The organism is Rhizobium pisi (assembly GCF_003938655.1).
Lineage (GTDB): Bacteria > Pseudomonadota > Alphaproteobacteria > Rhizobiales > Rhizobiaceae > Rhizobium > Rhizobium pisi.
The window spans coordinates 15,623-39,936 of the sequence record NZ_RJJT01000008.1 but is presented as its reverse complement, the minus strand read 5'-3'; the positions used below and the strand labels follow the sequence as shown (position 1 = coordinate 39,936).

Genomic DNA, 24,314 nt, shown 5'->3' with positions numbered 1-24,314 from the left:
CGACAGCCGCAGGACTCTAAACCGGCAGTCGCTCGGCCCATGCCTTTACCGCCTTCGCCATCGTGGCGAGGTGATCTGCGCTGGAGAAGCCTGAGATCTTCTTGCGCGGCTTGAGGTCGTGGTCGCCATCCTCGAGCCAGAGGATCTCGATCCTGTCGGACAGATCGTAGCCTGGCACTTCGTCCCGCGTGCCGAATTCGTCGCGCGTGCCCTGGCAGATCAGCGCGGGGGTCGTCAGCCCCGCGAGATGACCGGTGCGCAGCTTCTCCGGCTGGCCGGGCGGATGGAAGGGATAACCGAGGCAGAGCAGGCCGGCGATCTGTCCCCTGTCATGCAAATCGTCGGCGATCATGCTGGCGACCCGTCCGCCCATCGATTTGCCGCCGATGATCAGAGGGCCGCTGGCGCCAAGTTCGGCAACGGCCGCCTCATATTCCGGATTGAGCGTTTCGGCGCGCGGCGGCGGCTTGCGTCCTTCCTCGGTGCGGCGGGCCGCCATATAGGCGAATTCGAAACGGGCGACACGGAAACCGACGCCGGCGAGCGCGTCTGCCGCCGATGTCATCGATGCCGAATCCATTGGCGCACCGGCGCCGTGGGCAAGAAGGATCGTGAGGCGTGCGTCCTGAGGCCCTTGCAGCAGAAATTTGTCAAGCATCGGAAATCCTATATTTCACCGCGGGAATCATATTGGTGGCCATGACTTTTCTCGAAGAAGATGGCCATGATGCAGAATCGCCCTTGAAACAGTGAAGCAGAAGGTACATATACCGGCCCTGCCTGAAAAATGGATGCGTACGGTATCGACGTCGTCGAACGGTCCGCTGTCCGACAGGATAAGGGCGCTCCCCGAAAGGGTCGAGCGCCCTTTTTGCTTTCCGGCTTTGTGAAAGCGGTTTTTTCGCATCGGCACAGTCGATTTTCGCATCCGTCGTTCGTCATTCTCACGATGTGCTGGAATTCCACCTGCGGCTTCCGCGCGTCTGGCAAAACAGAAAGAGGATATCGTCATGGATAATCGACATCTGGTACCCGCCGCCGTGCTTGCGGCGAAGAACGGCGCCCGCTTCCCCAATGAGAGCGAGGCGTATCGCAGCGCCCGCGATGCACTGCTGGCCGAAGAGATCGAATTGCGCCGCCATATCGAGCGCGTGGCGAGACAGCGCCGGGCGCTGCCGCCGGGCGGCGAGGTGAAGAAAGAATACCGCTTCGAAGGCAGCAATGGGCCGGTATCCCTCACCGAGCTCTTCGCCGACAAGGATACGCTGATCGTCTACAGCTACATGTTCGGCCCAGAGCGCGAGCGCCCATGCCCGATGTGCACCTCGCTGCTGTCGGCCTGGGACGGCGAAGTGCCCGACATCCAGCAGCGTGTCGCCCTTGCCGTCGTCGCCCGCTCGCCGATCGAAAAATTGCTCGCCTTCAAGAAGGAGCGCGGCTGGCATCACCTGCCGCTCTATTCCGATCTGACGGACGACTATAGCCGCGACTATCGCGCGATCGGCAAAGGTGGCAGCGATGACGCGGCCTTTAATGTCTTCACGCGGCGCGACGGCACTATCCGCCATTTCTGGAGCGAGGAGATGGGCCAGGCGACGGCCGATCCCGGCGAGGACCCGCGCGGTGCGCCTGACCTGATGCCGCTCTGGACCGTGCTCGATACGACGCCGGAAGGCCGGGCGGCGGACTGGTATCCCAAGCTGTCTTATTGAAGCCAACTGCCGTCAGCCGGTGGAGCGGCTCCTCGCGCCTTCCACCCATTCGATGTTGGTGACCGCTGTCTCCGGCAGCGGCGGCGGATCGATGTCATAGACATAGCCGGTGAGCATGTCGGCGGCGCGTTCCGTCGCCTTGATCTTCGCCTCGGTTTCCGCGACCGCCTTGGCGATCGCCTCGATGCGGGCGCGGAACATGTGGGCGAGCACATCGCGGCCGGAGTGTTTTTCAAGCCGCTCCAGATGCAGCCCGATGCGTGAGGCGTGGCGTTCCAGCTCGCTCTTGCTGAACCGCGCCTTGCGCAGCTCCTCCGAGAGGCTTTCCTGCATGACGGCGACGGGATCGAAACTTCCGGGCGCGCGCTCGTCAAGCACTGCGTCGGTGACGAGCTTCTCGATCATGACGAGCGCCTGCAACTCGGCGGCATCGGCGAGTTCGACGTCGTAGCCGGTATCGTCGTAAACCTTGCGGCGGACAGGATCGAGAAGCAGGCCATAGGCTTTCTGCAAATTGTCGAAGGCTTCCGTATCACCGCCCGAATCGGGATGGGCGACTTTGGCCAGACGCCGATAGGCGGCCTTCAGTTGCGCCTCGTTCGCATCGCGTTCAACGCCGAGAATTTCGTAAGGATCCGTCACGCCTTCTCCCTTGCTGCCCTTGATGTGGCGGGCAGTCTAGGTCTTCTTCTGCATCAGAAGGGCAAAGTTTAGACCGAAAGCAGGAATGACGTCCATGGTCCGCGAACGGAATGGTCGGGGAAATGCCCCGACAATTCCTGGATTATTCAATTTTTTCAAACTGTTGACCGAAAGATCAGCCTGTGGTGATCGAGGCGAGGTAATATTGAGCTTCGCCGTCGATCTCCAGCACCTTTCCGGCCGAATCTTCGATCAGCAACGCATCGCCGGCGGTAAGCGCGTGCGTATCGTCATCCCACCGGAACGACAGCGTGCCGAGGTGGCAGAGCAACAGGCACGTCGACGACGGGAGGGCCACGATTCTGTTGCCGTCGACGTCGACCCGGCTGAGCGTGTGGGCGAGCCCTGCGCGGCGCGTCATGACGTTGAGATCGGTGATCGCGCCGTTCTGGAGCCTGGCCCCGACGGGGATATCCGCCGGGAAAGCCAGGGGGTCGCTTGCCATCGTCAGCAGCACCGGCGCGCGGCCTTCGATGTCAAGCACCATGCCGTCGCCGGCGAGGATCGCCAGCGTGCGATCGATGCCGGGAAAGATCGAAAACGGACCATCCGTCGCGACCGTTGCCATACTGACGCGCCAGTCGAAACCGGCAAGGCCGGCGTCTTCCGGCGAAACGGCGATCTCCACCGTTTCGCCGCCGCCGTTTTTCCACGGCATGCGTTTGTGATCACCGACGCGCAGGATCCTCACGAGGCTCAGTTCCCGAGAATGCCGGGCAGGCGCAGGCCCTTTTCCCGGGCGCAGTCGAGGGCGATGTCGTAGCCGGCATCGGCGTGGCGCATGACGCCGGTCGCCGGGTCATTCCAGAGCACGCGCTCGAGACGCTTTGCCGCATCATCCGTGCCATCGGCGCAGATGACGACGCCGGAGTGCTGGGAGAAGCCCATGCCGACGCCGCCGCCGTGATGCAGCGACACCCAGGTTGCGCCCGACGCAGTGTTGAGCAGGGCGTTCAGCAGCGGCCAGTCGGAGACGGCATCGGACCCATCCTTCATCGCTTCGGTTTCGCGGTTCGGCGAGGCAACGGAGCCCGAGTCGAGGTGGTCGCGACCGATGACGATCGGCGCGGAAAGCTCGCCGTTCTTGACCATTTCATTGAAGGCCAGTGCCAGGCGATGGCGGTCGCCGAGGCCTACCCAGCAGATGCGTGCCGGCAGACCCTGGAAGGCGATGCGCTCCCTGGCCATGTCGAGCCAGTTGTGCAGGTGGGTATTCCCAGGAGTCAGCTCCCGTACCTTGGCGTCGGTCTTGTAGATATCCTCCGGATCGCCGGACAGGGCAGCCCAGCGGAAGGGGCCGATGCCGCGGCAGAACAGCGGGCGGATATAGGCCGGCACGAAGCCCGGGAAAGCAAAGGCGTTTTCGAGGCCTTCTTCCTTGGCGACCTGGCGGATGTTGTTGCCGTAGTCGAGCGTCGGAATACCGGCGTTCCAGAAGGCGATCATCGCTTCGACATGTTCGCGCATCGAAGCGCGTGCCGCTTTTTCCACAGCCTTTGGATCGCTCTCGCGCTTGGCCTTCCATTCGGCCATCGTCCAGCCCTTCGGCAGGTAGCCGTTGATCGGGTCGTGCGCCGAGGTCTGGTCGGTGACCATGTCGGGGCGGATACCGCGGCGAACCATTTCCGGCAGAATTTCGGCGGCATTGCCGAGCAGGCCGACAGATTTGGCCTCGCCCGCCTTGGTCCAGCGGTCGATCATCTCGAGCGCTTCGTCGAGCGTCTCCGCCTTGGCGTCGAGATAGCGGGTGCGCAGGCGGAAATCGATCGAATCGGGATTGCATTCGACGGCGAGGCAGCAGGCGCCGGCCATGACGGCGGCGAGCGGCTGGGCGCCGCCCATGCCGCCGAGGCCGCCGGTCAGGATCCATTTGCCCTTGAGATTGCCGCCGTAATGCTGGCGGCCGGCCTCGACGAAAGTCTCGTAGGTGCCCTGCACGATGCCCTGCGTGCCGATATAGATCCACGAGCCGGCCGTCATCTGGCCGTACATGGCAAGGCCCTTCTTATCCAGCTCGTTGAAATGATCCCAGGTCGCCCAATGCGGCACGAGGTTGGAATTGGCGATCAGCACGCGCGGCGCATCCTTGTGGGTGCGGAAAACGCCGACCGGCTTGCCAGACTGCACGAGCAGCGTTTCTTCTTCCGTCAGCGTCTTCAGCGTCGCGACGATGCGGTCGAAATCCTCCCAGGTGCGGGCGGCGCGGCCGATGCCGCCGTAAACGACGAGTTCGTTCGGATTCTCGGCAACGTCGGGGTCGAGATTGTTCATCAGCATGCGCAGCGGCGCTTCGGTCATCCAGCTCTTGGCGTTGAGCTCGTTGCCGCGGGGCGCGCGGATTTCGCGGATATTGTGGCGTGGATTGTTCATGACGGTTCCCCTGTCGAGTGATCGTTATCGTTTCAGGCCTGGCGCGATCTGTTCGATGCTCACCAGAATATCTTTGAGATGGACGCGAAGCCTGTCCGCCTTGGCGGCGTCGTAGGCGAAGGGCACTGCCTCGGTCTGCAGATGCGTGGATTGCGCAAGCTCCATCTGGATCGCATGCACACCGGTTTCGGGCCGGCCATAGTGGCGGGTCGTCCAGCCGCCCTTGAAGCGGCCGTTGAGCACGCTGTCATAACCTTCGGCGGCTTCGACGACGGTGAGCGTCGCCTGCTCGATTGCGCTGTCGCACGTCTTGCCCATATCGGTGCCGATATTGAAATCCGGCAGCTTGCCGTCGAAGAGGAAGGGAATGTGAGAGCGGATCGAGTGGCAATCATAGAGGATTGCAACGCCATGGATTGCTCTGACGCGCTCGATCTCGGCGGCAAGTGCGGCATGATAGGGCGCATGAAAGTCCCGCAGCCGCGCCGCAATATCGGCCTCGTCGGGCGCCTGCCCGTCCTTCCAGATTGCCTTGCCGTCGAAATCCGTCTGGGGAACGAGGCCTGTGGTGTTCTGGCCGGGATAGAGGCTTACACCCGCCGGATCGCGGTTGGCGTCGATCACGTAGCGATGGAAGGTGGCCCGAACGGTCGTGACGTCGGCGAGCAGGCCGTCATAGAGCTGGTGGATGTGCCAGTCGGTGTCGGCGAGAATTCTGCCGTTGTCGTTGAGGCGGTCGTAAATCGCCGGTGGTACCTCGGTTCCGGTGTGGGGGAAGCCGAGGATGATGGGCGAGGTGCCCTGTCTTGTTTCGAAGACGGGGGCGCTCATGGGCAAAGTGCTCCGGCGTTTGAGGCATTACCTCCCACAAGGGGGGAGATGCCCGGCAGGGCAGAGGGGGGTACCAAGTGCACATACATCACGATCAACCCTCCAGAACCGGCAGAATGCCAGTCGAAACCGAGGCGTTCAGCGCGCCCGTCGCCACCAGTTCGCTTGCAGCCGCGAGGTCGTTTGCCATGTAGCGGTCGACTTCAAGCGTCGGCACCTTGTCGCGGATACTAGCGATCGCGTTGACGAGTTCCGGGCTTGTCGCAAGCGGCGCGCGCAGTTCGATCCCTTGAGCGGCGGTCAACGCCTCGATGCCGATGATGGCGAAAAGGTTTTCAGTCATCTGCAGGAGACGGCGGGCGCCGTGGCAGGCCATGGAGACGTGGTCTTCCTGATTGGCCGATGTCGGCGTCGAATCGACCGAGGCAGGGTGCGACATCTGCTTGTTCTCGGACATCAGCGCCGCCGAAGTGACCTCGGCAATCATCAGGCCGGAGTTCAAGCCCGGCTTCTTGGCGAGGAAGGCTGGAAGCCCGTAGGAAAGGGCCGGATCGACCAGCAGCGCGATGCGGCGCTGCGAAATCGCGCCGATCTCACAGACGGCAAGCGCGATCTGGTCGGCTGCGAAGGCGACGGGTTCGGCGTGGAAATTGCCGCCGGAGACGACCGAATTGTCGGAGAGTACCAGCGGATTGTCGGTGACCGCATTGGCCTCGATCTCGAGTGTGCGGGCGACGGAGCGCAGCAGATCGAGGCAGGCGCCGTCGACCTGCGGCTGGCAACGGATGCAATAGGGATCCTGCACGCGCTCGTCGCCCTCGATATGGCTTTGGCGGATAACCGATTTTTCGAGCAGGGCGCGAAGTGCCGCTGCGGTGTCGATCTGTCCCTTATGGCCGCGCAATGTGTGGATATCGGCGTGGAAGGGCGCCGAGGAGCCCATTGCCGCGTCGGTCGACATGGCGCCGGTGATCAGGGCCGATTGCGCGGCGCGATGAGCGCGGAAGAGACCGGCGAGCGCCAGCGCCGTCGAGGTCTGCGTGCCGTTGATGAGCGCCAGGCCCTCCTTGGCGGCGAGCACGACCGGCTCGAGGCCGGCTTTGGCAAGGGCTGCGGCGCCCGAGAGGCGCTCGCCGGCGAAGAAGGCTTCGGCTTCGCCCATCATTACGGCGGCCATATGGGCGAGCGGGGCCAGATCGCCGGAAGCGCCGACCGAGCCTTTTTCCGGGATTAGCGGAATGACGCCCTTTTCCAGCATGCCTTCGATCAGCCGCACCAACTCCAGCCGCACGCCGGAGGCGCCGCGCCCGAGGGAGACGAGCTTCAGCGCCATGATCAGCCGCACGATATTCTCCGGCAGCGGCGCGCCGACGCCGCAGCAATGCGACAGGATGAGGTTGCGCTGCAGCGTGGCGACATCGGCGCTGTCGATCTTGATCGAGGCGAGTTTGCCGAAACCGGTATTGATGCCGTAAACAGGCGCATTGCCGGCGGCAATCTCGGCGATGCGGGCGGCAGCCTTGGCAATGCCGGCATCGAAGGAGGGATCGAGCCTTGCCGGTTCGCCCGTCCAATAGATGGTCTCGAGATCTCTGAGCGAGACGGAGCCCGGGTGGAGCGTGATGGTCATCGGCCGTTCCTTTCGCCTTTGAAGACGCGTGCGTGAAGCGGGTTGAAGCCGATGCGGTAGACGAGCTCGGCGAGGCTTTCGATATTCCAGATGGCGAGGTCGGCGGACTTGCCGGCTTCGAGCGTTCCCGTCTTGCCAAACAGGCCAAGCGCGCGGGCACCCTCGCGGGTGGCGCCGGAGATGCATTCTTCGACGGTGAGGCCGAACAGCGTCGCCGACATATTCATGGTCAGCAGCATCGAGGTGAGCGGCGAGGTGCCGGGATTGCAATCGGTGGCGATCGCGATCGGTACGCCCGCCTGGCGCAGCGCCTCAACCGGCGGCTTCTGCTTCTCATGGATGGCGTAGAAGGCGCCGGGCAGGAGCACGGCCACGGTGCCGGCAGCCGCCATCGCGGCAACGCCTTCCTCGTCGAGATATTCGAGGTGATCGGCCGAAAGCGCGCCATATGATGCGGCGAGCTTGGCGCCGCCGAGATTGGAGAGTTGCTCGGCATGCAGCTTGACCGGCAGGCCGAGCGCCTTTGCCTTGTCGAAGACGCGAGCGATCTCGGTCGTCGAAAAGGCAATGCCCTCGCAGAAGCCGTCGACGGCATCGGCAAGGCCGAGACTATGCATGTCGTCAAGGCCGGGCAGGACGACGTCATCAAGATAGTCGCTGTTGCGGCCTTTATATTCGACCGGTGTCGCATGCGCGCCGAGATAGCTGGTGGCGACGCGGACCGGTCTGATGTGGCCGAGGAGGCGGGCGCTCTGCAGCATCTTCACTTCACCGGTCCGGTTCAGCCCGTAGCCGGATTTGATCTCGATCGTCGTGACACCTTCGGCAAGCAGCGTGTCGAGCCGCGGCAGTGCCCCGGCGACGAGTTCCTCGACCGACAGCGCATTGGTCGCCTTCACCGAGGAGACGATACCGCCGCCGGCGCGCGCGATCTCTTCATAGGTCGCGCCTTCAAGGCGCATCTCGAATTCGCGGGCGCGATTGCCGCCGTGAACGATATGGGTGTGGCAGTCGACGAGACCGGGGGTCACCCAGCGGCCTTCGAGATCGACGATCTCGGACCGTTCGATGGCGGATGCCGGCAGGTCGCTTTCGGCGCCGGCAAAGGCAATGTGCCCGTTTTCAGTGAGCAGGGCGCCCTTTTCGACAATGCCCAGTCCCGCTTTATCAGGCGCAAGCGTTGCCAGGCGCGCATTGCGCCAAAGCACCGGCCTGCTATCGGCGGATGGGGTTTCCTCTGAAAAATTGTTCCCGGTCATCAGCTTTGCGCCTTTCCTTATGCCAAAACATGTATATACATAATCGACAGGTGACAAGAGAAATTTTGCGCGCTTTTCTGGAAAAGAAAGATCGGCGGCGCAGTAAGAGGAGAGGGAAGGTCATGACCACACTTCACGCAAAGGCGGCACTGACGCCGCAAGGCTGGCAGAAGGACGTGCGGCTGACGTTGGAATCCGGACGTATCGGCCGGATTGAGGCCGGCGTTTCTCCCGAACCCGGCGATGAGCGCCACGCTCTCGTCGTTCCCGCCATGGGGAACCTGCACGGCCACGCTTTCCAGCGGGCGATGGCTGGTCTCGCAGAAGTGCGCGGCCCCGCCAATGACAGCTTCTGGAGCTGGCGCACTGTTATGTACAAGTTTGCCTTGGCGATGACGCCTGAGCATGTCGAGGCGGTCACCGCCAAGCTTTATTCGGAAATGTTGGAGGCAGGTTTTTCCCGCGTCGGCGAATTCCACTATCTCCATCATGACAGGGACGGCGCGCCTTATGCCAATATTGCCGAGCTTGCCGAACGCATCGGCGCGGCGAGCGCAGAGACAGGCATCGGCCTGACGCTGTTGCCGGTTTTCTACGCCCATTCCGGCTTTGGCGGCGCAGCACCTATCGACGGCCAGCGGCGCTTCATCAATTCGCTCGCGAGCTTCGAAAGGCTGATGGACGGCTGCCGGGCGGTGACCGGTCGGCTTGACGGCGCTGAGCTTGGACTTGCGCCGCACAGCCTGCGCGCCGCAACCCCGGAGGAATTGGCCAAGCTCGTGCCGATGGCGGGCGACGGCCCGATCCATATCCATGTCGCCGAGCAGGTGAAGGAGGTCGAGGACTGCATCGCCTGGTCCGGTGCTCGGCCTGTGGAATGGCTGCTCGATCACGCCCCGGTCGATGAGCGCTGGTGCCTGATCCATGCGACGCACATCACCGAGGACGAGACGCGGCGGATGGCAAAGAGCGGCGCGATCGCCGGCCTTTGCCCGATCACCGAAGCCAATCTCGGCGACGGCGCCTTTGCCGCGCCGCTTTTCCTGGAAGAGGGCGGGCGTTATGGGATTGGTTCGGATTCCAACGTGCTGATCTCGGTGCCGGAAGAGCTGCGCCAGCTCGAATATTCGCAGCGCCTGGCGCTTCGCGCCCGCAATGTCGTCGCAGCGTCCGGCGGTTCGACGGCGCTTTCGCTGTTCACGCATGCGCTTGCCGGCGGCGCTGCTGCGCTGAAGGCGCCGGCGGGCCTCGCTGAAGGCAATTACGCCGATCTCGTTTCGCTCGATGCTACGGCCGTTCCCTATCTCACAGGCGACCAGATCCTCGATCACTGGCTGTTTGCCGGCGGCATTTCCGTCGATTGCGTCTGGGCGCGGGGCCGCAAGCAGGTGGAGGGCGGTCGCCATGTCGAGCGCGATGCCATCGACCGGCGCTTCCTCGCCGCCATGGGGGAATTGCTTGCCGCCTGAAAAAGCGCTTTTCCTGTCCGGATATTCGAACTAGAGCAATTCCAGCAAAAGCGCATCGCGGTTTTGCGTCCGGAGTTGCATAAAAACAAAGAGATAGGGCATTCTGAAGAGAAGCGGAGATGCCCTATGGCGAGACCAATCGGAACATGGCGATGAATCAGAGCAGGGACCCCACCTTGCATCAACGCATCCTGAGCGAGATCGAGGGCCGTATCGTCTCGGGCGAATGGCCGCCGGGATACCGCATTCCCTTCGAGGTCGATCTCGCAACGCAATATGATTGCTCGCGCATGACGGTCAACAAAGTGCTGACCCAGCTCGCCAAGGCCGGTCTCATCGAGCGGCGCAAGAAATCCGGCAGCTTCGTCACCCAGCCGCAGGCGCAATCGGCTGTCCTCGAAATCCACGACATAAAGGCTGAGGTCCAGTCGCTGAACCTGCCCTATTCCTACGCGGTTTCGAAGAAGACGAGCCGTAAAGCCAGGGCGGAAGACAGCCGCCGGCTGGAATTGCCGGTGGCTTCCTCGGTCGTCGAGGTCATCTGCATCCACAATGCGGGCGTGCGGCCCTTCTGCCTGGAGGAGCGGCTGATCAGCCTTGAGACCGTGCCGGAAGCCGCCGATGCCGATTTCCTGGCGGTGGCGCCGGGGCCGTGGCTGCTCAACCAAGTGCCGTGGAGCACGGCCGAACACCGGATCCATGCGATTTCCGCGGGTGCCGAGGTGGCCGCGGCTCTCGATATAGCGCGCAACACCGCCTGCCTCGTCGTCGAACGCCGCACCTGGAGCGGCGCCGGCCCGGTGACGCATGTGCGCTTCACCTATCCGGGAGATCGTCACGCGCTGGTGGCGCGCTTCACACCGGCATCACAATAGTCGCAAGGTTCCATATACAAGATGGCTGGTGTTTTCACTCCTCGAACAACTTGCCGCTGCGCGCTTCCAGCCGGTAGCGATAGCCGGGATAGACGAGGCGGGCGGTCGAAACGACCTGCTTCGCCGACCATGTGCGCCGGCGGATGGTCAGGCACGGTTCGGTCTTCAGGATGGTGAGCAGCTTGCATTCCCAGGCCTGCGGCATCGCTGCCTCGACGACGTGCTCCGAGCCGCTGAGCGGGGCTGCGGCCGTGAGATAGGCGTTCGGCGTCAGCGTCGCAAAGTCTTGATCGAGATATTCGGGAGCGGCCTCCGGATGGACGAAACGGTCTTCGATCTGCACCGGAACGCCGTTTTCGCTGTGTACGATTAGCGAGTGGAACACGGGCGCGCCGATCTCGAGTTCCAGCGCGTCGGCGATCTCGGGAGACGCCGTCTCCTGCGCCAGAACGATGACGGTCGCCTCGTGGGCATGGCCGCGCTCGGCGATTTCTTCGGCGATGTTGCGCACCTCGAACAAAGCCGAATAACCTTTGCGCTCGGCGACGAAGGAGCCGACGCCCTGGATGCGGACGAGTTCGCCTTCGCTGGCGAGTTCGCGTAGTGCCCGGTTGGCGGTCATCTTGCTGACGCCCAGTTCGACCACCAGTTCGTTTTCCGACGGCACACGGTATTTCGGCGGCCACTCGCCGCTGTGGATGCGGTCGAGGATCACCTGCTTCACGCCGGCATAGAGCGGCGTGCTGTCATTACCCGCCAGTTCGCGCTTCATTTCGCCGGAACGCTTCATTGCCTATTCCTTTTGCACGAATGGAATTCGCCATTTAAATCGACTTTCCTCTTGCATATCACAAAATATCTCATATGGTACCCTATACAACCTCCTGATCCGTCCTCGATGCAAAAATAGGGCGGAAAGGGCAAGCCGGCGAAGATCGGCCCCGGTGCCGCAAGGTCAGTTTCAATCTCAGAGGAGAATTCATCTATGAAATTCAGCGCCATCCTGTTTTGCGGCGTCGCCGCCTTTTCCGCTTTCGCCGCACCCGCCTTCGCCAAGGACTGGACCAAGGCTACGATCACGCTCGAAGGCGCCTATGCGCCCTGGAACCTTACCAATGCCGACGGCACGCTCGGCGGCTTCGAGCCGGAGCTTGCCAAAGTGCTCTGCGAACGCGCCAAGATCGAATGCACGCTTGTCGCTTCCGACTGGGACGGCATGATCCCGGCGCTCAACGCCGGCAAGTTCGACGTCATCATGGACGCGCTGTCGATCACCGAAGAGCGCAAGCAGGTCATCGGCTTCACCATTCCCTATGCTGCGACACCCGCCGCCTTCGCCACGGCCAAGGACAGCCCGCTGGCGAAAGCCGCCGGCACGGGCGCGACGATCAAGATGACGCCCGGCCAGACCGGCGTGAAGGAGATCGACGCGCTGAAGGCCGCCTTCAAGGGCAAGACGATCGGTATCCAGGCGGCAACCGTTTACGCCAAGTTCGTCTATGACAACTTCGGCGACATTGCCGAGATCCGCGAATACAAGACCGGCGCCGACCGCGACCTCGACCTGCAGAATGGCCGCATCGACCTCGGCTTCGACGACGCCGTCTATTTCGCCAACGCCTTCCAGAGCGCCAACGGCGCGCTCGACTTCACCGGTCCGGAGATCGTCGGCTCGATCTGGGGCGAGGGCGAAGGCCTCGGCATCCGCAAGGCCGATACGGATCTCCGCGACAAGTTCAACGAGGCGATCAAGTCTGCGCTCGCCGACGGCACCGTCAAGACCCTTTCGATGAAGTGGTTCAAGGTCGACGTCAGTCCGCAGCAGTAAAGCGTTTCGGCCTTTTGGCCGCAAGCGCCGGTCTCCGGCTTTAACGCCGGAGACTGCGTGTTATTCTTAAATCCACAAAACACTGCCGCGGACGGGGAACGGACGATATGGCAAGTTTGGAACTGCTTGGCTTCGGCTCGACGGGATGGGGCGCGCTGCTCATTCTTGCCACCTTGATGACGCTCGCCGTCACCGCGACGGCGCTGGCGATCGGTGCTGTCCTGGGCGCGCTGGTCGCGTTCGCGAAACTCTCCGGTAATCCTTTTCTCGCCACGCTCGGCAACGTCTATACGACCGTTTTTCGCGGCGTGCCGGAATTGCTGATCATCTATCTGATCTATTTCGGCGGCTCCTCGGCCATCACGTCGATCGGTACGGCGATGGGTTACGAAGGCTTCCTCGGCCTGCCCTCCTTCGCCGCCGGCGCGCTTGCCGTCGGCATCATCTCCGGCGCCTACCAGGCGGAAGTGTTCCGCGGCGCTTTCCTCGCCATCTCCAAGGGTGAGCTCGAGGCGGCGTCCGCAATCGGCATGCATCGCGGCATGCGCCTTCGCCGCATCATCATGCCGCAGGTGCTTCGTTTCGCCATTCCCGGCCTCGGCAATGTCTGGCAGCTCAGTCTCAAGGATTCGGCGCTGATCTCCGTCACCGGCCTTGCCGAACTGATGCGCACCAGCCAGGTGGCGGCGGGCTCGACACGGCAATATTTCCTCTTCTTCATCGCCGGCGGCTGTCTCTATCTGATCCTGACCAGCCTTTCGGATCGCATTTTCAACGGCGCGGAACGGCGCGCCAATCGCAGCATGCCGGCATCGGCCATGGGCCAGGCGTAAGGAGACGACGATGGATTTCACCTTCCTCGCTTCGACGATGGTTATTCTGCTCAAGGCCGTGCCGACGACGCTGATCCTGTTTTCGCTGTCGATCTTCTTCGGCGGCCTGCTGGCGCTCGTCATCGTCTGGATGCGGGTCAGCGGCAACCGCGCGCTTATGGGCTTCGCCAAGGGCTATATCTTCGTCTTCCGCGGCTCGCCGCTTCTGATCCAGATGTTCCTGGTCTTCTACGGCCTCGGCCAGTTCGGCGTCATCCGCTACTCCTTCCTCTGGCCGTTCCTGCGCGAGCCGATGGTCTGCGCCATCCTGTCGCTGGCGCTCTGCACGGCCGGCTATACCGCGGAGATCTTCCGCGGCGGCATCCGCGCCGTGTCCCCGAAGGAGATCGAGGCGGCGCGCTCGATCGGCATGTCCGGCTTCCTGCTGGTGCGCCGCATCCTCGCGCCGATCGCCTTCCGACACGCGCTGCCAGCCTATTCCACCGAGATCGTGCTGATGATGAAATCGACGGCGCTCGCAAGTCTCGTCACCGTCTGGGAGGTCACTGGTGTAGCCCAGCGGCTGATCTCGCAGACCTACCGCACGATGGAAGTCTTCCTCTGCGCGGCCATCATCTATCTCGCCCTGAATTTCATCATCCTGCAGGGCATGGCCTTGCTCGAATATTCGCTTTCCCGACACCGCCGCGCGATTCCGGCGGCGCTGAAGGCGTAAGCGACCTTTGATCTGATTGGAGCAACCATGCCAGGCGTTACCCGACTTTCGGTCCGCAATATCCGCAAGAGCTTCGGTACGCACGAGGTGTTGCGCGGCATTTCCCTCGATGCGGAAGACGGCGATGTAATCTCGCTGCTCGGCGCCTCCGGCTCCGGAAAATCGACCTTCCTTCGCTGTATCAACCTGCTTGAAACCGCAAGCGACGGCGAGATCTGGGTCGATGGCGAACAGATCCGCATGGTGCACAAGGGCGGCCAGAGCAAACCGGCCAGCCAGAAACAGGTGGACCATATCCGCTCCGAACTCGGCATGGTCTTCCAGTCTTTCAATCTCTGGTCCCACATGACGATCCTGCAGAATGTCATCGAAGGGCCGGTCCATGTGCTGAAGCGGCCGCGCGCCGACTGTATCGCCGAGGCCGAGGCGCTGCTCGAAAAGGTCGGCATCGCCGACAAGCGCCACGCCTATCCCGCCCATCTCTCCGGCGGCCAGCAACAGCGCGCCGCGATCGCCCGCGCGCTTGCCATGAAGCCGAAGGTCATGCTGTTCGACGAGCCGACCTCGGCGCTCGATCCGGAACTCGTCGGCGAAGTGTTGCGCGTCATGCGCGCGCTTGCCGAGGAAGGCATGACCATGCTCGTCGTCACCCATGAGATGAGCTTTGCCCGCAACGTTTCGAACCGGGTCGTCTTCATGCGCGAAGGACTGATCGAAAGCAGCGGCAAGCCGGACGAGATGTTTACCACCGGCGCCACACCCGCCTTCCGTCAGTTCATCGGCCATTTCGGAACGGGTCAATGACGATCGTCATCGATAAAGTGCTGACCTGGCGCGACGTCGCGCGCGTCGGGGCAGGGGAAGCGCTTGCGCTTTCGCCGGCCGCCTGGGAGCGGGTCGAGCAGGCAAGCCGCATCGTCGCGCGCATCGTCGAGACCGGCGTGCGCGCCTATGGCGTCAACACCGGCGTCGGGGCGCTCGCGGATACGGTGGTCGACCGCGCCTCGCAGAGCCTGTTGTCGCGCAGCATCGTGCTCAGCCATGCCTGTGGCGTCGGCCCGCTGCTTGCCCCTCGCGAAGTGCGCGCCATCATCGCCGCCCAGATCGCCAATTTTGCCCACGGCCATTCCGGCGTGCGGCGCGAGATCGTCCAGCATCTTGCGGCCATGCTGGAGCATGAATGCATTCCCGACGTGCCGTCGAAAGGCTCGGCCGGTTATCTCACTCACAACGCCCATACCGCGCTCGTGCTGATCGGCGAAGGCAGCGCGACGCTCGCTGGGCGGCGGCTCGGCGGCCGCGAGGCGCTTGCGGCGATCGGCCTGGAGCCGTTGGTGCTCGGCGCCAAGGAGGGGCTGAGCCTCGTCAACGGCACGGCCTGCGCCACCGGGCTTGCGGCCGTGGCGCTTTCCCGCGCCGAACGGCTGCTCGACTGGGCCGATGCGACCGCGGCGCTGACGCTGGAAGCGGCAGGCTGCCAGATCGCCGCTTTCGACGAGGCGGTGCTCGCGCTGCGCCCATCGGCCGGGATCGAGAAGGTGGGAGCGACACTTCGCGAGCGCCTGCGCGGTAGCGGCCTTGTCGCCGCCGCACGCGGCCGGCGCACCCAGGACGCGCTCAGCCTTCGTTCGGTGCCGCATGCGCACGGCGCCGCACGCGACGTCTTCGACAATTCCGCCCGCATCGCCGATCAGGAGCTGGCTTCGGTAACGGACAATCCCGCCGTCTCAGGCACGCCGGAGCAGCCGATCGTCTCCTCCGAGGCGCATGCGGTCGCCCCGGCACTCGGGCAGGCGGCTGATAGCCTTGCGATTGCACTGGCGCAGATCGGCGCGATCAGCGAACGGCGCATGGATCGGCTGGTCAATCCGCTGGTGAGCGGCCTGCCGCCCTTCCTGGCGAGCGATGCCGGCAGCCATTCCGGCTTCATGATCGCCCAATACACCGCAGCCGCGCTCAGCAACGAGAACCGCCGCCTTGCGGCACCAGCGGCGATGGACGGCGGCCTGACCTCCGGCCTGCAGGAGGATTTCCTCGCGCATCCCACAGCCGCCGCCGGCAAGCTGCTCACCGTCATCGACAATGCCGAATATATCCTGGCGATCGAGCTGATGGCCGCCGCCCAGGCGCATGATTTCCTGGCGGCGACGGCGCCGCGGGCGGCAGGCACCGACCGCCTCTATAAAGCCGTCCGAGAGCATGTTTCCCACTACGGCGACGAGCGGCCGCTCAATGGCGATATCGAGGCCGTGCGCGGCCTGATCCGCGATGCCGCGCCGCCGGGCTGAACCGGAGGAAGCCTTCAGAAGGGTTTGCTGGTTGCCGAATCCTGCTTGGCCCTTTCGCCGGCCTCCAGCCGCTTGAGGCACTGGGCGAAGGTCGGGTAGAGCTGGTCCACCCGCGAGAGCGGAAGCGTCCAGTCGCCTTCGTCGCCGGCAAAGGTCAGCTGCACATCGGGGGTTCCGGCAAAGGAATTCTTGATGATCTTCTTCAGGCCGCCGCTCCCTTTACTGGCCGGGGGCCAGAGGCGAAGCGTGTTCTTGTCGAAGAATTGGGCGGCGACCACTTTCGTCACGTTGCGATCCGTCAGCGTGACCTCGGTCGTAGTGCCGGCGGGAATGTCCCATGTATTCTTCGTCACCAGCCAGAACGTCTCGCTCATGCTCTGCCGGAATTCCGTGGTCTTGCCGATCTCGCTGTCCCATACCAGCCGGCAATAGGGATGAGGGCTCTCGGCCGCGTAACCGACCGACCACTGTCTCGCTCCGCCCATCCATTCGGTCTCGCCCAACGCAGAGACCGGCTGCAGGACGGCCGCCATCAGAACCATCGCTGTCAGAATTTTCATCGCCGAAACCATCTCCAGGACAATCGGCTCCAGCCATAGCAAAAGAAGGTTGAGTTTTTGCTACCGGGCGTGCCGAAATCGGCCGGCGGCTGCCTCCGAGTTGTCCCCGAATGCCGCAAGGTCTTGAATCCTGGGCTCGCATTGCCAATCTGGCGAGGATCGACATAGGGTAAAGGGAGCTCGACGACAGGCATGACTGAGGTTCAACCACGCGGATTCCTGGCGAGGCTCACCGCATATGAGCCATTGACGCTGATCACACTGGCATCGATCGCCGGCGGGCTGTTCGTGCTGCAGCGGCTGACGAGCGAGGTTCTCGAGGGTGAGACCTTTCGTTTCGATGAGGCAATTCTGCTGGCGCTGCGACAGCCGGGGGATCTTGCCGTGCCGATCGGTCCCGCCTGGCTGACACATGCCGTCAGCGATATCACCAGCCTCGGCGGTATCACCGTTCTCACGCTGCTGACGGCTCTCATCGCCGTCTATCTTCTGCTCGACCGGCGCTGGCAGATCGCGATCTTCGTGGTTTCCTCGGTACTATCAGGCTGGCTGGCGAGCACACTCTTGAAGATTCTTGTCGCACGGCCGCGTCCCGATATCGTGCCGCATCTCGTCGAGGTGAGCGATCTCAGCTTCCCGAGCGGGCACGCCATGGTTTCGGCGGTGACCTATCTGACCCTCGGGGCGCTCGTGGCGCGCACGCAGCGTTACAGCTCGACACGGATCTTCGTCATGGGCGCCGGCGTCTTCCTTGCCGTCATCATCGGTTTAAGCCGGATCTACCTCGGCGTCCATTACCCCACCGACGTCTTCGCCGGATGGTGCGCGGGCGCGCTCTGGGCGCTCGGCTGCTGGCTGATCTCGAAGCGCTTCATTCCAAGCCGCGCCCCTGATGTTTCAGCCGAAGCCGGAAACGACGAGAAGAAATAGCTGTTCAGCCCGATACGCCGAAAGCTTTTTCGATATTCTCCCAGGTCTCATCCATGGCGTAGGCGGGTGGCGAAATCGCAAAAGATGCGAAAACCACTGTGACATACATCTGAGCCTGGGTCTTTCCCGGCGCCCGCCTTTTTCCCTTCTTGAAATTGCCGCACAGTGATGCCGGTATCAACGACACTTTGATCTCCGCCGGTACAACGGACTAGAACCATGACAACTCTGACAACGATCGCCTCGACGGTGACGGCCGCGTTTCTCGGCTCCTTCGTCGAGGTCGTCGAAGCCTTCACCATCATCCTCGCCGTCGGCGTCACGCAGAGCTGGCGACCGGCCTTCATCGGCACCGGTCTTGCGCTCGGCGTTCTCGCCATCCTCGTGTTGGCGCTCGGCCCGCTGCTCGGCCTCATCCCCGTCGAACTGATGCAATTCACAATCGGCACGCTGCTCGTTCTCTTCGGCCTGCGCTGGCTGCGCAAGGCGATCCTTAGGGCTTCGGGTTTCATCGCACTGCACGACGAGGAGAAAGCCTTCGCGGCGGAGACAGACAGCCTGCGGCGCCAGTCCGCCGAGCGCCGCGCGAATTTCCTGGCGAGCATTGTGGCCTTCAAGGCGGTGCTGCTCGAGGGGATTGAAGTGGTGTTCATCGTCATCGCCACCGGTGCCGGACATGGCATGATCGGCTATGCGAGCCTTGGGGCCGCCGCGGCTTGCCTGTTGGTATTGATCATCGGTATCTCCGTGCACAAACCGCTTTCGGCGGTTCCGGAGAACAGCCTGAAATTCGTCGTCGGGCTGCTACTCAGCGCCTTTGGCATATTCTGGATCGGCGAGGGCATCGGCGCCGACTGGCCGGGCGCCGACCTTTCGCTCCTGGCGATCCTTGCCGTGCTCGCCATCTTTTCCTACGCCGCAGTCCGGATGCTGCGCCAGTATTTCAACGCCCATACCGAGGTCACCGCATGACGAATATTCTGAAGGTCGCGTTCAGGGAATTCTTCGGCATGTTCATCGACGACGGCGCGCTAGCGCTGGCGGCGCTGCTATTGATCGCCGTCGTCGGCGTGCTGGTGAAATTCGCTCATGCCGATGCGCTACTCGCCGCCGCTCTGCTTCTCCTCGGGTGTCTGCTGATCCTCGCCGAGAGTGTGGCGCGCGCGGCGCGAAAGAAGTTTCATCGGAAATAGTCTCGAGCATGATGCCGAAAAGTGTGAAGCGGTTTTCGGACGACATCATGCTCTATTTCTCTAGAGCAGCTATTGCGGCACCTGGAAGAGATGGCGGATCCGCATCACCAGCGAGGTCATCGAGCCGTTGTTCAGCGTGGCGCCTTCGGCTGCGAAGGAATGCTGGCCGGTCTCGATGCGGCGCGACAGCGTGGCGGCAAGTTCCTCGGCGATACCAGGCCTGTCGTGCAGCAGCGGCGTCAGGCTGGCCTGGGCGATTTCGTAGACGACGACGAAAGTGAGCGCGCGCAGGCTCGCTGCTTCGCCGACGCCGATCAGTAGTCCGCTCTCACCGAAATAGTCTCCCGGCGCCAGCCGTCCGAGTTCGATTTCCTTGTGGCCTTCTTTCCGCGTCGCGATGAGGGCGCCGCTGCGCACGATCATCAGCGATGCCACCGTATCGCCCTGCTCAAGGAGAATGGCATCCTTCTTGTAGGTCCGCCGGGTCATCGAGGCGGCCAGCGTTTCTTTCTCGTCCTCGGTCAGCGAGGAAAATAGCGGGATGGCGTCGAGAAGCTTGAGCGGCGTCGGACGATGCGGCTTCACGATGTCTTCCGACTGCACCTTGTCAGGCGGGCCGGCGGCATCGATCGGCCGCGCCAGAGTGAGGCCAGCGGCCTTGATATGGCGGTAAACGAGGTCGAAGATCTCGTTCTTTGCCGGCCCCGCATGGCCGATATCCTTCACACGGAAGGAGAGCTCCACTTCCACCGCGTCTGCATTCAGTGATTTGACCTGCACCGCGGGCTTCGGTTCGGTCAGGATCGAGCCGCTGCTCAGCAGCACAGTGCGCATGACGTCGACGATCGCCGACGGCCCGGTCGTCGGCACGACGCGGACCGTCAGCGTCACACCGTGGCTGCGGTCGGGGCTGCTGAGGTTGGTCAGCCCCACCTTGGCAAGGAAGCTGTTGGGCAGGATGACGAGGTCGTTCGTGCCGTTCAGGAGATGCGTGGAGCGCCAATTTGTTTCGACGACACGCCCTTCGACGCCGTCGTTCAGGACGATCCAGTCGCCGATCGTATAGGGCCGGCCGAGATTGAGGGCGATGCCGGAAAAGACGTCGTTCAACGTGCTCTGCAGCGCCAGACCGAGGATGATGGCGAAGACGCCCGAGGTGGCAATCAGCGTGCCGACGGGAAAGCTGAAGACATATGCGACCACCGAAAGGATCGCGCCGAGGTAGATCAGGCCGATGACCAGATCCTGGACGAGGCGGCCCTCCCGTGGCTGACGTTCGAAAATCAGGAAGACGCGGACGAAGCCGATCAGCGCCCAGGCGGCATTGATCCACCAGACCACCTTGGCAAGGGCGATGAAGACACGTTCGAAGGTCGAGCCCGAGGGCGGTCCGACCTCATAGGGCACGATGTCATGAGAGATCAGCAGGATGGTCAGCGCCGTGAAGAAAAACACCTGTCCTGCGAGTTTCCAGCTCGGGAATGGACGAAGCGCTATTCGGGTGACGACCGCGCCGACCACGGCCACCGTACCGGCCTGGACGCCAGGATCGGCAAGCATTCCGGACCATGTGAGATCGTCAAGCATCGAAATACTCATTTGCTAGCGATGGCTTCGCCGTATCCTGACTTCCAATCCGACCGCAAGGCAACCGTAGAATAGCGCCAGCGCCCAGAGCGTCAGAAACGAAGTGCGGATGTCGCTCAGCGGCGCTCCGAGCTGTGAGACGGACACGATGCCGTTGATGGCCGAGCTGCTGGGAACCAGAAACGCCAGATAATGCAGCGCTTTCGGCATGGCCTCGGTCGGCCAGGAAAAGCCCGCGAGAAACAGGAAGGGGATGCCGATGGCCGCGAATACCAGCTGGACGGTGAGGGGGTTGCGGAACAATGCCGCGACGACCATGCCGAGCGCGCTGACGGAGAGCACGAAGGGCAGCGAAACCGCGAAGACGATGAGCGGGTTCCCGAGCCTTGGAATGTCGTAGAGATAAGGCAGCGCGATCAGATAGAAGGGCAACACCGCCGCCTCGAGGATGAGGTAGGCGAGCAGCTTGCCGAGCACGGTTGCGAGAGCGCCGGCCGAAGAGTCGGCGAGATTATCGTTTCGCAGTGTTCCGAGCAGGCCGACGCCGATCAGAAGCATCTGCTGCAGAAGAAGAACGAAGGCGGCAGGCAGGAGATAGGTGGCGTAGCCCCCTTGAGGGTTGAAAAGCGGCACCGTCGTCAGCGGCATCGGGTCGGAGGCGGCGGCGGCGATGGCGGGATCGACATGAGCGGCGATCAGCCGTGCGGTCTCGATCTCGGCGCCGAAGGTCTTGGCGACGGCCGAAACGCCGCCGGAGATGCGCGAATAGATCAGGAAATAGCTGGCATCGGCATAGATCGCCACGGGCGACTGGCGTCCGTGCAGCAGGTCGCGCTCGAAATATTTCGGGATGACGAGGATGCCGTAGAGCTGACGGGCGAAGACCTCCCGTTCGGCGCTCGGCTCATCGGGCAGCTCGGCGCCAATGGCCACATCGGCCGAGGCATCGACGCGCCGGGCGAACTGGCGGCTGCTGTCGGTGCCGTCGAGATCGACGAGGGCAATCGGCACGTCGCGCAGGGCCTCGTTTCTATAGGGCTGGGGATAGAGGGCCGCGTAGATGCCGGCCGCCAGAATGAGCACGGAGAATGCCGGCCGCAGTGACAGGATGCGCATGAGCTCGATACGGCAGGCGGCAAAAAGTCCATTCATCGCGCCGCCTCCCGCAATGCCGATGCCTGGCGCTGGTTCCGCGATCGTATCGCTTCCAGCCGCAGCGCGGTGACTGATGCGAGCAGGATAACCAGGAAGAGCAGCACCAGGATCGGCTTCCACGACAGATCGAGCGGCGTGCCGCGGATCGTCTGGTCGATCCTTGCCATCAGGTACCATGTGCCGGGGATCATCTGGCCGTAATAATAGGCGAAGGCGTTCATGCCGATTCTGGGGAAACCGATGCCCATGAAGCCGAAGGCGGGCGCGGCGAGCAGCGAGCCGATGCTGATGGCGCTCGCCATCGGCCGCAGGAACAGCGCGAGCAGCACCCCGATGAACTGGCTTGCCAGGATGAAGAGAGTGCCGGCCATCAGCAGCAGCCAGCGATCGCCGCGCAGCGGCATGTCGAGAAGATCGAAGAGGACCAGATCCGCGATGCCGAGCACGGTGAGAAAGATCAGCGTATAGGGCAGGATCTTGCCTGCAAGCGCCGGCCACAACCCGCCGCCGAGCCGCCGGAGGATACGCAGCCGGTGGCGGCTCTCGACGTCGAGGCCGAGCGAATAGGCCATCGTCGTGATGATCACGACCTGCAGCACGCTGGGCATCAGGGCGGCAAGGAGGAAATGGGCATAGTTGAGGGTAGGGTTGAAGAGCGGGTTCACCTGTACCGGAACGGGAGCGAGAGCGGCCTGTGCGACATCGACGGGCTCTCCCCGGGCGGTGCGCAACGACAATCTGATGCCGGCGGCGACGCTCGGGATTGCGGAGTTTATGCCGCGCACCACCAGATTGCCCGTCGTCATCGTCTGGGTGTTGTAGAAGAACACCACCTCGGGCCGCCGGGCGGACAAGACGTCGCGCTCAAGATTGCGTGGCAGCATCAGCAGCCCGTGGACCTCGCCGGAGAGGATGAGCTGCCGCCCTTCGGCGAGGTCGCTGACCGCGAGCGCGACCGATGTATCCTGGGTGGCATCGACCATGCGTATGATCTGGCGCGACAGATCGGTGCCGTCTTGATCGAGTACGGCGATCGGCAGGCGGGTCGCCAGACCCGCGCTGAAAACAACGGCCAGAAGGCCCATCAACAACAGCGGAAGGATGGTTGTCAGGAACAGCAGAAACGGCCGGCGGCGAAACCAGTGAAACTCCCGTGCGAAGACGAGAAGGAAACCCGGGTGTACGCGCCCGCGCGGCGTCATTTCAACGCTCCGACCAGGCGGCGATGACGCTCATGCCGGGCCGCAGGCCGTCCATGGGTTTTACTGGAACCGCGCGCACCTCGAACGTCCTGAGATCGAAATCGCCGGTTGCCCGCGTCGCCCGCCAGGTCGCGTACTGTCCCTGCGCATTGATCATCGTCACCTTGACCGCGATCTTATCGGGGCCGATTGCCGGCACGGCGACATTGAAATTGTCCCCGACCTTCAAGCCCTTCAGCAGATCCTCACGCAGGTTGAACGTGAACCAGGGATTCTGGAGATCGATGATCGAAAAGAGCGGCGCGCCGGCACTGAAATTCTCTCCGAGTTCGGCAACCCTCGTCGTGACCTGCCCGGAGATCGGCGCGTGGATCGTCAGTTCGGAAACGTTGACCTGCTGCTGATTGAGCGAAGCGCGGGTCTGTTCCACCTGCGCGGCGGCAAGCGCCTTCTCTTCCTTGCTGGAGCCGGCGACAACAAGCCGCACATTGGCTTCGGCGGATTCGCGCTTGCGGATCGCCGCTTCGAGATTGCGGGCCGCCTGGTCCGCCTGAGCCTGGGTCGAGGCGCCGGTGGTGATCAGCCTGGCCTGACGCGTAGACTCTTCCTGGTAGAGGGTCACATCCGCAGCGGCCGCGGCAAGCTCGGCGTTCGCAGCATCGATCGTCTCCGGGCGCGTACTGTTGACGCGGGCAAGATCGGCTTGCGAAACGGAAAGGGCGGCTTCCGACATATGAAGTGCCGCCGTCAGCTCGGGGCTTTCGAGTGCGGCGATGACGGTGCCGGCCTCGACATTATCGCCGACATCGACATTGAGCTTGGCGATCCGGCCGGAGACACGCGGGCTGATATCGACCCGATTGGCAGAGACCTCGCCTTGCACGATCAGCGGCGGTGGGCGTGTTGCAAACCAGAGCAGGATGCCGAGTGCTGCCAGAACCGCCAAGGCGATCGCCGGCCGAAGAATTCTGGAAGCTGTCATGACCCACTTTCCCTTGCCGAATGACGTCGCCTGCATGCATTTGGAAGACTGGTGGGTCAGCATTGCCGGTCACTACAGAGATGTCAAATGACTGTTTCTATGTGACAACCGGTCCGCTCGGCGAGAGTCTCGCAACTTTTACCCGCGGGAGAGTGTGGGCCTCGCCCGTGCGGCTTTGTCTTGCTGGAAATCG

24 protein-coding genes are annotated in these 24,314 nt (G+C 63.2%); 11 read left to right on the top strand and 13 right to left on the bottom strand.

Going from position 1 to position 24,314, the window contains the following annotated elements:
- Nucleotides 1–16: 16 nt before the first annotated feature.
- Nucleotides 17–658: an alpha/beta hydrolase family protein gene (locus EFD55_RS12660; RefSeq protein ID WP_125845398.1), complete on the bottom strand. Its 642-nt coding sequence runs from the start codon at nucleotides 656–658 to the stop codon at nucleotides 17–19.
- A gap of 352 nt (nucleotides 659–1,010) precedes the next feature.
- On the opposite strand from EFD55_RS12660, the gene EFD55_RS12655 reads away from it, so the two are divergent.
- Nucleotides 1,011–1,712, top strand: a complete 702-nt coding sequence (locus EFD55_RS12655) for a DUF899 family protein (protein ID WP_125845397.1) — start codon at nucleotides 1,011–1,013, stop codon at nucleotides 1,710–1,712.
- Nucleotides 1,713–1,724: 12 nt separating this feature from the next.
- Here EFD55_RS12655 and EFD55_RS12650 read toward each other — a convergent pair whose 3' ends face one another.
- The 6 genes from EFD55_RS12650 to hutI all read right to left on the bottom strand — a co-directional run bounded on the left by EFD55_RS12650 (nucleotide 1,725) and on the right by hutI (nucleotide 8,504).
- Nucleotides 1,725–2,354 (bottom strand): J domain-containing protein, encoded by a 630-nt coding sequence (locus tag EFD55_RS12650; RefSeq protein ID WP_125845396.1) that lies wholly within the window; start codon nucleotides 2,352–2,354, stop codon nucleotides 1,725–1,727.
- 175 nt (nucleotides 2,355–2,529) lie between these two features.
- On the bottom strand, nucleotides 2,530–3,105 hold the full coding sequence (locus tag EFD55_RS12645; RefSeq protein ID WP_125845395.1) for a HutD/Ves family protein: 576 nt from the start codon (nucleotides 3,103–3,105) through the stop codon (nucleotides 2,530–2,532).
- Between the two features lie 5 nt (nucleotides 3,106–3,110).
- Nucleotides 3,111–4,784, bottom strand: a complete 1,674-nt coding sequence (gene hutU / locus EFD55_RS12640; protein WP_125845394.1) for a urocanate hydratase — start codon at nucleotides 4,782–4,784, stop codon at nucleotides 3,111–3,113.
- A 24-nt stretch (nucleotides 4,785–4,808) separates the two neighbouring features.
- Entirely contained in the window at nucleotides 4,809–5,615 is an 807-nt protein-coding gene (hutG, locus tag EFD55_RS12635) for an N-formylglutamate deformylase (protein WP_125845393.1), read from the bottom strand.
- A 94-nt stretch (nucleotides 5,616–5,709) separates the two neighbouring features.
- The gene (hutH, locus tag EFD55_RS12630; protein WP_125845392.1) at nucleotides 5,710–7,245 is read right to left on the bottom strand and encodes a histidine ammonia-lyase; all 1,536 of its coding nucleotides are present in this window, start codon (nucleotides 7,243–7,245) and stop codon (nucleotides 5,710–5,712) included.
- Nucleotides 7,242–8,504 (bottom strand): imidazolonepropionase, encoded by a 1,263-nt coding sequence (gene hutI, locus EFD55_RS12625; RefSeq protein ID WP_125845391.1) that lies wholly within the window; start codon nucleotides 8,502–8,504, stop codon nucleotides 7,242–7,244. Before hutI ends, hutH begins: the two co-directional genes overlap by 4 nt.
- Nucleotides 8,505–8,626: 122 nt before the next feature.
- Here hutI and EFD55_RS12620 point away from each other — a divergent pair, with 122 nt between their 5' ends.
- Nucleotides 8,627–9,973 (top strand): formimidoylglutamate deiminase, encoded by a 1,347-nt coding sequence (locus tag EFD55_RS12620; RefSeq protein WP_125845390.1) that lies wholly within the window; start codon nucleotides 8,627–8,629, stop codon nucleotides 9,971–9,973.
- Between the two features lie 152 nt (nucleotides 9,974–10,125).
- Complete coding sequence (gene hutC / locus EFD55_RS12610; protein WP_125845389.1) at nucleotides 10,126–10,848, top strand: histidine utilization transcriptional repressor HutC; 723 nt, start codon at nucleotides 10,126–10,128, stop codon at nucleotides 10,846–10,848.
- Nucleotides 10,849–10,882: 34 nt separating this feature from the next.
- On the opposite strand, the gene hutC (EFD55_RS12605) is transcribed toward hutC (EFD55_RS12610), so the two are convergent.
- Nucleotides 10,883–11,638, bottom strand: a complete 756-nt coding sequence (gene hutC / locus EFD55_RS12605; protein WP_125845388.1) for a histidine utilization transcriptional repressor HutC — start codon at nucleotides 11,636–11,638, stop codon at nucleotides 10,883–10,885.
- 195 nt (nucleotides 11,639–11,833) lie between these two features.
- Between hutC (EFD55_RS12605) and EFD55_RS12595 the strand changes: the two genes are divergently transcribed.
- The 5 genes from EFD55_RS12595 (at nucleotide 11,834) to EFD55_RS12575 (ending at nucleotide 16,512) form a co-directional block, all read left to right on the top strand.
- A complete protein-coding gene (locus EFD55_RS12595; RefSeq protein ID WP_125845387.1) occupies nucleotides 11,834–12,676 on the top strand; it encodes a transporter substrate-binding domain-containing protein in 843 nt (280 codons plus the stop codon).
- A gap of 107 nt (nucleotides 12,677–12,783) precedes the next feature.
- Nucleotides 12,784–13,509, top strand: coding sequence for an ABC transporter permease (locus EFD55_RS12590; protein WP_125845386.1), 726 nt, complete (start codon nucleotides 12,784–12,786; stop codon nucleotides 13,507–13,509).
- Nucleotides 13,510–13,519: 10 nt separating this feature from the next.
- On the top strand, nucleotides 13,520–14,224 hold the full coding sequence (locus tag EFD55_RS12585; RefSeq protein WP_125845385.1) for an ABC transporter permease: 705 nt from the start codon (nucleotides 13,520–13,522) through the stop codon (nucleotides 14,222–14,224).
- A 27-nt stretch (nucleotides 14,225–14,251) separates the two neighbouring features.
- Nucleotides 14,252–15,028 carry an ABC transporter ATP-binding protein gene (locus EFD55_RS12580; RefSeq protein ID WP_125845384.1) on the top strand — a complete coding sequence of 259 codons (777 nt, stop codon included), beginning with the start codon at nucleotides 14,252–14,254 and terminating at the stop codon, nucleotides 15,026–15,028.
- Nucleotides 15,025–16,512: an HAL/PAL/TAL family ammonia-lyase gene (locus EFD55_RS12575; RefSeq protein ID WP_125845383.1), complete on the top strand. Its 1,488-nt coding sequence runs from the start codon at nucleotides 15,025–15,027 to the stop codon at nucleotides 16,510–16,512. Before EFD55_RS12580 ends, EFD55_RS12575 begins: the two co-directional genes overlap by 4 nt.
- Nucleotides 16,513–16,526: 14 nt before the next feature.
- Here EFD55_RS12575 and EFD55_RS12570 read toward each other — a convergent pair whose 3' ends face one another.
- Nucleotides 16,527–17,072: a hypothetical protein gene (locus EFD55_RS12570; RefSeq protein ID WP_125845382.1), complete on the bottom strand. Its 546-nt coding sequence runs from the start codon at nucleotides 17,070–17,072 to the stop codon at nucleotides 16,527–16,529.
- A 192-nt stretch (nucleotides 17,073–17,264) separates the two neighbouring features.
- On the opposite strand from EFD55_RS12570, the gene EFD55_RS12565 reads away from it, so the two are divergent.
- From EFD55_RS12565 to EFD55_RS12555, 3 genes are all read left to right on the top strand, one after another.
- On the top strand, nucleotides 17,265–18,002 hold the full coding sequence (locus EFD55_RS12565; protein WP_125845381.1) for a phosphatase PAP2 family protein: 738 nt from the start codon (nucleotides 17,265–17,267) through the stop codon (nucleotides 18,000–18,002).
- A 219-nt stretch (nucleotides 18,003–18,221) separates the two neighbouring features.
- Nucleotides 18,222–18,974 carry a COG4280 domain-containing protein gene (locus EFD55_RS12560; RefSeq protein WP_125845380.1) on the top strand — a complete coding sequence of 251 codons (753 nt, stop codon included), beginning with the start codon at nucleotides 18,222–18,224 and terminating at the stop codon, nucleotides 18,972–18,974.
- Entirely contained in the window at nucleotides 18,971–19,195 is a 225-nt protein-coding gene (locus tag EFD55_RS12555; protein ID WP_125845379.1) for a hypothetical protein, read from the top strand. Before EFD55_RS12560 ends, EFD55_RS12555 begins: the two co-directional genes overlap by 4 nt.
- A gap of 69 nt (nucleotides 19,196–19,264) precedes the next feature.
- On the opposite strand, the gene EFD55_RS12550 is transcribed toward EFD55_RS12555, so the two are convergent.
- From EFD55_RS12550 to EFD55_RS12535, 4 genes are read right to left on the bottom strand one after another with little or no spacing between them, the layout of a single operon-like run.
- Nucleotides 19,265–20,782, bottom strand: coding sequence for a cyclic nucleotide-binding domain-containing protein (locus tag EFD55_RS12550; RefSeq protein WP_125845378.1), 1,518 nt, complete (start codon nucleotides 20,780–20,782; stop codon nucleotides 19,265–19,267).
- 15 nt (nucleotides 20,783–20,797) lie between these two features.
- On the bottom strand, nucleotides 20,798–21,934 hold the full coding sequence (locus EFD55_RS12545) for an ABC transporter permease (RefSeq protein WP_125845377.1): 1,137 nt from the start codon (nucleotides 21,932–21,934) through the stop codon (nucleotides 20,798–20,800).
- Nucleotides 21,931–23,139, bottom strand: coding sequence for an ABC transporter permease (locus tag EFD55_RS12540; RefSeq protein ID WP_125845376.1), 1,209 nt, complete (start codon nucleotides 23,137–23,139; stop codon nucleotides 21,931–21,933). The genes EFD55_RS12545 and EFD55_RS12540 overlap by 4 nt, the downstream gene beginning before the upstream one ends.
- A 1-nt stretch (nucleotide 23,140) precedes the next feature.
- Complete coding sequence (locus EFD55_RS12535; RefSeq protein WP_125845375.1) at nucleotides 23,141–24,121, bottom strand: HlyD family secretion protein; 981 nt, start codon at nucleotides 24,119–24,121, stop codon at nucleotides 23,141–23,143.
- Nucleotides 24,122–24,314: the final 193 nt, after the last annotated feature.